The 9,269-nt window shown below is 52.1% G+C and carries 11 protein-coding genes; 5 read left to right on the plus strand and 6 right to left on the minus strand.

The window, feature by feature from the left end; translation table 11 throughout:
* Window positions 1-170: 170 nt before the first annotated feature.
* The 4 genes from KCR01S_RS21255 to KCR01S_RS21270 are packed head-to-tail and all read right to left on the minus strand — an operon-like array spanning window position 171 to window position 4,250.
* Entirely contained in the window at window positions 171-1,463 is a 1,293-nt protein-coding gene (locus KCR01S_RS21255; protein WP_061284967.1) for a PTS sugar transporter subunit IIC, read from the minus strand.
* A gap of 6 nt (window positions 1,464-1,469) precedes the next feature.
* Window positions 1,470-2,159, minus strand: coding sequence for a 6-phosphogluconolactonase (locus KCR01S_RS21260; protein WP_061284968.1), 690 nt, complete (start codon window positions 2,157-2,159; stop codon window positions 1,470-1,472).
* Between the two features lie 16 nt (window positions 2,160-2,175).
* The gene (locus tag KCR01S_RS21265) at window positions 2,176-3,498 is read right to left on the minus strand and encodes a 6-phospho-beta-glucosidase (protein WP_061284969.1); all 1,323 of its coding nucleotides are present in this window, start codon (window positions 3,496-3,498) and stop codon (window positions 2,176-2,178) included.
* The gene (locus tag KCR01S_RS21270; RefSeq protein WP_061284970.1) at window positions 3,495-4,250 is read right to left on the minus strand and encodes a MurR/RpiR family transcriptional regulator; all 756 of its coding nucleotides are present in this window, start codon (window positions 4,248-4,250) and stop codon (window positions 3,495-3,497) included. The genes KCR01S_RS21265 and KCR01S_RS21270 overlap by 4 nt, the downstream gene beginning before the upstream one ends.
* Window positions 4,251-4,538: 288 nt before the next feature.
* On the opposite strand from KCR01S_RS21270, the gene KCR01S_RS21275 reads away from it, so the two are divergent.
* Genes KCR01S_RS21275 through KCR01S_RS21290 form a run of 4 tightly spaced genes read left to right on the plus strand, consistent with a single transcriptional unit; the run spans window position 4,539 to window position 7,537 of the window.
* On the plus strand, window positions 4,539-5,090 hold the full coding sequence (locus KCR01S_RS21275) for a peroxiredoxin (RefSeq protein WP_061284971.1): 552 nt from the start codon (window positions 4,539-4,541) through the stop codon (window positions 5,088-5,090).
* A 20-nt stretch (window positions 5,091-5,110) separates the two neighbouring features.
* Window positions 5,111-6,343: a protein-disulfide reductase DsbD family protein gene (locus tag KCR01S_RS21280; protein WP_061284972.1), complete on the plus strand. Its 1,233-nt coding sequence runs from the start codon at window positions 5,111-5,113 to the stop codon at window positions 6,341-6,343.
* 20 nt (window positions 6,344-6,363) lie between these two features.
* On the plus strand, window positions 6,364-6,921 hold the full coding sequence (locus KCR01S_RS21285) for a sigma-70 family RNA polymerase sigma factor (protein ID WP_061284973.1): 558 nt from the start codon (window positions 6,364-6,366) through the stop codon (window positions 6,919-6,921).
* Window positions 6,908-7,537, plus strand: coding sequence for an NrsF family protein (locus tag KCR01S_RS21290; protein ID WP_061284974.1), 630 nt, complete (start codon window positions 6,908-6,910; stop codon window positions 7,535-7,537). Before KCR01S_RS21285 ends, KCR01S_RS21290 begins: the two co-directional genes overlap by 14 nt.
* Window positions 7,538-7,579: 42 nt before the next feature.
* Here the strand turns inward: KCR01S_RS21290 and KCR01S_RS21295 are convergent, their stop codons facing one another.
* Window positions 7,580-8,083, minus strand: coding sequence for a 2-thiouracil desulfurase family protein (locus KCR01S_RS21295; protein WP_061284975.1), 504 nt, complete (start codon window positions 8,081-8,083; stop codon window positions 7,580-7,582).
* A 214-nt stretch (window positions 8,084-8,297) separates the two neighbouring features.
* Here KCR01S_RS21295 and KCR01S_RS21300 point away from each other — a divergent pair, with 214 nt between their 5' ends.
* Window positions 8,298-8,546 (plus strand): hypothetical protein, encoded by a 249-nt coding sequence (locus tag KCR01S_RS21300; protein WP_233269664.1) that lies wholly within the window; start codon window positions 8,298-8,300, stop codon window positions 8,544-8,546.
* 194 nt (window positions 8,547-8,740) lie between these two features.
* Here the strand turns inward: KCR01S_RS21300 and KCR01S_RS21305 are convergent, their stop codons facing one another.
* A complete protein-coding gene (locus tag KCR01S_RS21305) occupies window positions 8,741-8,980 on the minus strand; it encodes a hypothetical protein (RefSeq protein WP_061284977.1) in 240 nt (79 codons plus the stop codon).
* Between the last annotated feature and the right edge of the window lie 289 nt (window positions 8,981-9,269).

Consider the following 9,269-nt stretch of genomic DNA (forward strand, 5'->3'; position numbering starts at 1 on the left):
ATTTTATTGGTACTGTATCGCTTCATTTTACCTGGATTTCTTTCCCTAGATATCGGAAAGAATATAAGCGACCAGAAAGGTTAAAACTTAAGTCTACGGCAATGCTTTTCTGCGCATTGGGGTTCTCCTTATCGCTGCTAGCGAAAGGAGAACCCCGTTGACGGCGAGAATCAGGCGCTGGCCATTTGACTCTCTTCATGAAGATACTGCTTATCTAAAATCTTCACGAAGGGCAGATAGATGGTTGTCGCAATCGCCAGATTAACCGCCTGCAACACCACCCCTGAGACGCCGGTCGTCAGAAAACCAGAGACAAATATCGGCGTGGTCCAGGGGATGGACACGCCGGAAGTCGGCGGTACCCAACCGAGCGCGATAACGACATACGTGACGGTGCAAAGCACGATTGGTGTGATGATAAAAGGAATCAGCATCAGCGGATTGAGGACAATCGGCAGGCCAAAAATGATCGGCTCATTGATGTTAAAGACGGCAGCCGGTGCAGCCAGTTTTGATAGCTGTTTTAGGCGAGTGCTTTTTGCAACCATAAAGATGCTGATCAGCAGCGCGCCGGTAAAGCCGGTGCCGCCAGCAATCAAATACACATCCCTGAACTGCTGGGTAATGATATTGGTTGCCGCCAGTCCTGCCTGCGTTTGCGCCAGGTTTTGGGCGCTGAGCGTTTGCCAGATTGGCCCCATCACCGAGGTGACGATTGAGTCACCGTGAATGCCGAAAAACCAGAACAGGCTAATCATCATTTCGGCAATAAGCTGGGAGAAGATGGAGTTACCCAAGTAAAGCAGCGGCTCCTGCAGCATAACGCTGATGAACTTCCCCGGCGTGCCGAAATGGGTGGACTCAAACAGGACTTTGATGATTATCCAGAACAACAGCACCACCAGGATGGGAACCAGAGATTTAAACGATTTGGCAATCTCTGGCGGTACGCTATCCGGCATCTTGATGGTGAATGCTCTGTTTTCCAGAAATTCGACCATCTTGATGGTGATGACGGTGACAATAATCCCTAAAAACATCGACTCGGAGCTGAAATCGAGCAGTGCATAGGCTCCGGATACGATATTTCCTGACTCTGTCGTCACGCTTCCCGGCAACATTAAAAAGAATATGGCTATCGGTAAAATCGCAGTACTTTGGCTGAGATTGAGCTTCTCGACTAGCTCTTTTGAGAAAGTGATGATGACCAATAATGTCATCAGACCGTAGCTGGCGTTAATACCGTAATTCAGCTTATCCAATGTCCCTTTCCCTAACAGCGAGGTCATAAACTCGTTATAGCCGCTGATAGGGAAATTAGTTAACAGCAGAAAGAATGAACCAACAATTAAAAAAGGGATCAGCGCAATAAAGGCATTTTTGAGGGCGGTCAGATAGATGTTTGACGAGATTTTCTCGGCCAACGGCAACATCTTTTGTTCGAGTAGAGAGGTTATGCTCATTTCCGCTTACCCTTTAAGGTTTTTTGTAATGTAGTAATTAACTTGCGGGAATTGCTTGAGATAGATTGCCGGGATAGCGGTGTGATGGGAGTCGCCATTGACGATCTGGTGGTAAATATCTTTTTTAGCCTCATGGTTAATAATGACAATCACTTTTCCAGCTTTGATGATCTTGTTCAGCCCGACGGTAATCCCTTCGGTGAGCGTCACGTCGCCAGAAAAGTATTTATGGCTGGCGACATTGATGGTGACATCATCCAGTTTGGTTTGCAGATAATCCTCATCAAATGACACGCCCGGCTCGTTTAAACCGATATGCCCATTCATCCCCACGCCGAGAATCACATAATCAAATTCATTACCGTTTAGCGCGCTCTCGTAGTGGGCGATGTTTTGTTGCGTGGAGGCATAAGGATCGAAATGGATTAACGTCACTGGATGCGTGCATTGGTGGACAAAGTCCTGATTAATCATGCTCAGGCAACTGCCGTCGGACTCGCTGGGGACATTGACCCACTCATCCAGCGCAAAGAAGGTCAGGTTGCTGGCAATCTCAGTCGCGGCGAGTGCGTTATAAACCCACTGCGGGGTGCTTCCGGACGGAATCAGTACACGGGAATGAGGCTTAAGCGCCGAGAGCTCGCTGACGACCTGCTCGGCCAGCGCGGCATTAGTGTCAAAAGTGGTACATTTCATCTGTTTCTTCCCGCGATTAAAGTGCTTCAATAGTTTTTGCGAATAAAGGCAGGTACTTTTTATTGGCCAGCAGCATTTCTTTCACTAATTCAACGCCGGCGTTATCGCTTGAGCATAATGGGTTGAAGATGAAACCGGCGATCAGCGCCTGATAATCACCGGTTGCGGCGGCTTTTACGATCTGCGCTTCATAGTCTTTCATCATCGACACAATCCCTTTCGCAGGTGATGGGATTTCGCCGGTGCAAATTGGCATTGGGCCATTACGCGTCATAACACAGTTCACTTCCACTACCGCGTCTGCTGGTAAATTGGTAATTGCGCCACCGTTGCGAACGTTGACGGTTTGAATGCTCTTATCATCGAGATAAATCGCACGAATCACGTTAAGCGCAGCGGTGGAATAGAGCGCGCCGCCGCGGGCTTCCAGCTCTTTAGGTTTATCCTGAAGGGTAGGGTCGCTATATTTTTTGAACAGCTCGGCTTCAATATTTTTAACGATTTCACCGCGCGACAGCTCGGCAGCATCCTGTTCGGCCAGCATTTCGGTGGTCTTGAGGTAATACTTTAAATAAGAGGAGGGGATCAGGTTGGTAGCGGCCAACAGCTCTTTATTAAACTGCTCGTTGCTGACGTTTTTAAAGCTCAGCGCGTCGACGTCCGCGGCGTTGATTAAGTTGATGGTTTCTCGCGTGCGATCGACGCCGTGATGCAGGATTTTAGTGATAAAGTTCATGTGGTTGGAACCCTTGAACTCTACGTATAAATCTTCGACTTTGGCATTCAGTAAGCCTGCGACCTGGTGAGTCATGTTGATCGGGCCGTTGCACAGGCCAATGACCCGGTTGTTGTTACTGTATTTGAGAACGGCTTCCGTCACCATAGAGGCTGGGTTGGTGAAGTTGATAAGCCAGGCGTTTGGGCAAACCTCTTTCATTTCATTGGCAATTTCAATGATCACCGGGATGGTACGAAGGGCTTTGAACATTCCGCCCGCGCCGTTAGTTTCCTGACCGATAAAACCGTGAGATTTCGGCAGCTTTTCATCGATAATGCGGGCGTCAATACCGCCAACGCGCAGCTGCGTCACGACGAAATCGGTATCCTGTAGCGCCGTTTTACGGTCAAACGTTTGGCTCACTTCAATGGCTAAGCCTGCTTTTTCCAGCATTCGGCGGGTGAGCTGGAAGATGATGTTCATTTTCTCTTTACCCATCTCTACGTCGACAAACGCAATATGAGAAATGGGGAGCTGGTGGTGGTTTTTTATCACCCCTTCAATCAGTTCTGGGGTATAGCTGCTTCCTGCACCAATCACCACGAGTTTAACTTTTTTCATGAGTCTTCAACCTTTGAATTAAATTTAAGTGATACTTTTCTGACATGAGATAAATGGAAAAGCATGATATCGATGATGGCTATTTGTATCGGGTAGCTAATGTTTTCAAATGCCGTGTCTTTAATAATGGCATTCTTATAGATCAATGCAGCATCGGCCTTAAGTGCCAGAGTCGAGTTTTCCCGACTGGTGATGGCGGCGACTTTGATACCGTTTTTTCTCGCGTTAATAATTATCTCTTCCAGCATTTCAGACTCACCGCTATTAGAGACAATCAGAATACAATCATTAGCGGTCAGAAAGCGGCTGCGAACATTGCAGTTGGTATAGTCTGTTTCATTGAGAATATTAAATCCAAGAACCATCAGGTTATAGCTGACATAATTAGCTACGCTGTCTGATGTGCCATATCCCCAGGTAATAATCGTGCTACAATCTAATAAAAAGTCGCAAAAGGCTTTGATTTTACTTTCTGATACCTTGGTTAAGGCATCGTGCATTTCCTGCATATACTCACTAACAAACGAGTTATGATGCTGTGAGTTTTTCGACATCGAGAAAACATCCCGAACATCGACTTTAAACTCCTGGAAATTATTAAAGCCTAACTTTTTGACCAATTTTGAAATGGATGGCGCGGTGGTATACACACGCTCGGCCAGTTCATGAATCTTCATCTTATAAACGTCAGTAGGGTTCTCCTGACAGAATTTATAAATCCGCAGCTCATTGCTGGTTAAATCTTTACGCATGGAGTGTACCTTATAATATGCAGTGCGGGCACTGCATTGGCTCTCGGAAGGGATCTTAGCAAGGTCATACTGGAAATAGGTTTTATGATTTAGAAATTAATTTCCGTGATCTGGGTTATAAATTTCTATGGGGACACTTTCACCGGCGGTAATTTGTGCCAGGGGAGCGCGTGCCGGAGTAGGGATGCAGCAGCCCCGACAAATTTTTTTATCGTTGAGCGAAACTATCAGGCATTAGCGTGCGAACTATTCTTTATAGAGCCTATTTTCCCCCTGATGGAGTCGACCATGAAACGTTTGCAAACCTTGTCAGCCGCCGCCGTACTCAGCCTTTCTCTTTTCGCCATGAATGCCCATGCTGCCCTTGAGCCTGGTGCGAAAGCCCCGGACTTCAGCCTGCAGGGCGCGCTCGGCGGTAAGCCGCTGACTTTCTCCCTTCAGCAGGCATTGCAAAAGGGGCCAGTGGTACTCTATTTCTTCCCGGCGGCGTTCACTAAGGGCTGTACCCTTGAGGCGCACGCTTTTGCTGAAGCTACCGATGATTTCAAAAAACTGGGGGCGACCGTGGTGGGCGTGACCGCCGGGAACGTTGATCAGGTGGATGAATTCTCGAAACTGGAGTGCCGGGATAAATTTGCCGTGGCGGCAGATCCGGGGGCGAAAGTGGCGGCGGAGTACCAGACGACGATGCAAATGAACGGTAAAACGCTGTCGGATCGTACCTCATTTGTTATCGCCCCGGATGGCAAAATCCTGATGAGCTATACGGACCGTAATCCTGATGAGCACATTCAGAAAGCGATGGATGCCGTGAAGCTGTATGCGAAATCACACTCGTAATTTAGCCGCAGGGGTTCGCTATGTTAACTGCCATTCTGGCCGCTTTTGTGGGCGGCATTATACTCAACCTGATGCCCTGCGTGTTCCCGGTCATTTCGCTTAAGGCGCTGGGCATTTTGCGCCACGAGGGCGATGTAAAAAGTGCGCGCACCGAAGGGCTCGGCTTTTTGCTCGGCGTAATTTTTACCATGCTGGCGCTGGCCGCCATATTGCTGGCGTTGCGTGCCGGGGGCACCGCCGTCGGCTGGGGCTTCCAGCTTCAGTCGCCGATGGTGATTGCCGTTCTGGCGCTGATTATTTTGGGCGCAGCGCTGAATTTGTTGGGCGTATTTGAAGTGGGGCTATCGTTACAGCGGGCAGGGGAGATTTCGGTTGGGCGCGGGGCCTTTGTGCGTTCGGCGCTAACCGGTGCCCTGGCGATTGTGGTGGCGACGCCCTGCTCAGCACCCTTTATGGCAGGCGCGGTGGGTTATGCGCTGGTGCAGCCACCGCTCGCATCGCTGGCCATTTTCCTGTCGCTGGCGATTGGGTTTGCCGCCCCCTTTACGCTAATTTCGCTGTTCCCGGCGATAGCCAAACGTCTGCCGCGGCCGGGCGCATGGATGGATATCCTCAAACGCGGCCTGGCCTTCCCGATGCTGGGGGCGTTTGCCTGGCTGGTATGGGTGCTGACGCAGCAGGCGGGTACCACGGCGCTATTGGCGATACTGATCAGCGCGGTGGTGGTGAGTTTCGCCGCATGGCTGTACGGAATGGCTCAGCGCAGGCGTTATATCGGCCAATCCTACAAAGCATTGCTGGCGGTGACGGTGGTGCTGTTTATCGCCGCGGTAAGCCCGCTTCCCGGCGTGATGCACGTGCAGCCGTCGCAGCCCGATCTGCAGCATGTTGAAAATATCACGCAGGTGAAGTGGTCGCCGCAGACGGTGGCCGAGATGCGCGGCCATGGTAAAGCGATCTTTGTCGATTTTACGGCCTCATGGTGCATTACCTGTCAGGTGAACGAGCGGACGTCGCTCTCCACGGCGGCGGTGAAACGGGCGCTGGCCAGCACGGGAACCGTCTATATGGTGGCGGACTCGACGAAATTTAATGCCGATATCGACGACGCGATGAGCACTTTCGGACAGGGTGGTTTACCGCTTTACGTGGTCTACCCTGCGGACGGTAGCGCGCCGAAAGTGCTGCCGCAGGTACTGACTCCCGCGATTGTGATCGACGCGCTGAATCAGGCATCCGGCAAAAAAGCATGAGGTAACAAACGTGGCGGAATATGGATAGCGGTTTAGCACCGCGTGAAGCATGGCCCGCGCTGATGGCAAGCGCTCAGGCGGGCGATCGCGATGCCTATACCCAACTACTGCGGGCTATCGTTCCGGTGATTCGGGCGATAGTTCGCAAGCAGATTGCTGACAGCGTTCTGGTTGACGACGTTATCCAGGATGTTCTGCTGGCTGTGCATCGGGTACGCCATACCTACGATCCCGCTTGTCCATTTTTACCGTGGCTAATGGCGATTGCCCAGGCCCGCACCGTTGACGCGTTACGCAAGCGTGGTCGCCATTGGTTACGCGAAACTGATGAGGATCAGGCCGCTGAGCCAACCGTCGAATATGGCTCGGAACAGGATGAGCGGGAAGAAGAGCTGGCGCTGATACTTGACCAGCTACCCTCCCGCCAGCGCCAAATTGTGGAGCATATTCATCTGCAGGAGATGAGCCTTGCCGAGGCCGCGGCGCGCAACAATTTAAGTATTTCGGCAGTGAAATCGTTATTACACAGAGCACTAACCAACCTTCGCCGGATGGGAGCGAACCATGACCGATCATGATCATTTTATTGCACAGCTAAGCCGGGACGCCGGCCCGGTACGCCGGCCCTGGGCGAGCCACCGGCGGGTCGCCGCTTGGCTGCTGATGGCATTGCCGTGCGGCGTGTTAAGCAGCCTGGTGTTTCATCGGGTGGCGACGGACTGGACGCAATCCGGTGCGCTGTTGGCGGCGCTTCAGCTGGTTGTCGCTTTTGTGATGGGGGTACTGGCGATACGCAATGCCTTTCTGCTGAGTATCGCCGGGCAAAAGCCGTTGGGCTGGCGCTGGTTTGCGCCGTTGATAGCGCTCTGGCTGGGCGGCGTTATCTTCAGTCTCGGGCGGACGCCCGCGGCGGGAAGCCATCCCGACGAGGTGAACTGCTACGTCTTCATGATGGCGGTGAGTGCGCCGATGATGGCCATTATGATTGGTTACCTTCGTCGTACCCGGGCGCTGTACCCGCTGCGAACGCTGGCGGTTTCAGGCGCCGGAATTGCCTGTATGGCATTGACGCTACTGTCGTTTTGTCATCCGGTTGAAGTCCATCCGCTGGACTTTTTGCTGCATATGGCGGCTGGCGTGACGATTGTGTTGGGGATGATGGCAGTGGGATGGCGGTGGGTGAGAATTGGGTGATGAATGGCAGGCCGTGCCGCCCCGGCCCCGGGGCGGCACGGCCTATTTTCCTTCAACTTCATCAAGCCGTCGCTTTAGCGCATCCAACTGATACTCGCTAAACACCTCAACCCCGTGCTCGCGTAGCAGCGAGACGGCGACGCCTTCGCCGGGCACCTTCGTCCCGCTAAACGAACCGTCATAAATGAGCTGACTACCGCAGGTTGGGCTGCCGTCGGTCATCACGGCAAAACGGCAACCGTGTTGCTGAGCGGTTTTCAGTGCGAGCCAGGCGGCCAGGATATACGGCTGACTGACATCGCGGCCGTCACTTTCGGTCATCTGGGCGCGCCCGTTCAGCACGTCAACGCCCTGGCCGTTGACCATCTCCGCCGATAAGCGCGGCGTTTCAAGGCCCGCAGCCAGTTCCGGGCAGTGAGTGACCAGACGTCCTTCGTCGCGCCAGCATTGCAAAAGCGCTGAATGACAGGATTTATGGGAGCCGTTGTAGCGTACGTGGTGACCCGCCAGACAGGCGCTGAGGAGAATTTTTTCTTTGACGGCCATGGAGAACCTTGAGGTGCGTGGCGAGGCGGTTGTCGCGATGCCTGCGGCTATAGGTTAACAGATAATCGACGCGCTGTGGGTGATGTACGCAAGCGGGCTAAATTCCTAAAACACGTCGTAGCAACACTTGGTTATGCGAAGTTACAGTTGGTATAGGCGAGTGCTGCTAGTTTGGGGGCGGTTATTTACCTCCCCTGAGAAAGGAACTAAGTAGATGAGTAAGAATGGAACTCGACAGATGAAGGCCATGGTGCTGAGTGCGGTTTTGGTGACCGCGGCGCTGGCCTCTTTCCCGAGCATGGCGCAGCCCAATCGCGCGCAGATGCGGCAGAACTTTGACACGGCGATGGTGCAGCCTTGCCAGGGTAAAAAAGCGGGTGATGAAGTGACGATTACCAGCCGCCGTGGCGATAAAGTACAGGCCGTGTGCACTTTGACCGCGATTCCAAAACCGCAGTCCTGAGTGCTATTTTAAAGCATGACGCTTTATGCCTGCCGGGAAACCGGCGGGCTTTTTTATTTGCTGGATTTATCGCACGGCAGATCGTCGGCGTAGGCCTGGCAGGAGGCCTGCTGAAGGTGTCGTATTTGTGGATATGAGAGAGGCGGGGAGCTTATCGAAAACGCGGCAGGAAATTCTGCCGCGTGAGGCTGTTTTTATCTCTTCACTGCATTTTTAGCTTTGGTTTTCGCTTCATCACAGGCGCTCTTATTTTTATCACAGGCATCTTTGGCGGCCTGCGCTTCTTTTTTGGCATCTGATTTCGCCTGCGAGCACTGCGTCGGGTTAGCCTCACAGGCTGATTTGGCTTTTGTGACGACCTGTCCGTTAGCGGCGTTTGCTGCCCCCCAGGCCAGGAGTGTACATGCGCCAAGCATCATTGCTAATTTTTTCATCGTAACCTTCTATCCTAAAATTAAGTAGTTATGTGCACAGAAGCCACAAATCCAGGCATATCCTTGCATGGGTCATAATACGTGAGGTGTCACGATCTTGAATGGGCCAACTGGTTTCTGAAGGTAACTAATATGACGCTATCTTTTCTATGCGTTACTTTTACGCATAATACAATGGGCGAGGGAGAGTGGAGGTCAGGGGGGCAAGCTGTGCGGCGAATAATCGAACGCAGTTCGATGGAGAGTCCGGATACTAGAAAGTAAAAAACCCGCCATAGGCGGGTTCTTC

The sequence above is a fragment of the Kluyvera cryocrescens NBRC 102467 genome, assembly GCF_001571285.1.
Lineage (GTDB): Bacteria > Pseudomonadota > Gammaproteobacteria > Enterobacterales > Enterobacteriaceae > Kluyvera > Kluyvera cryocrescens.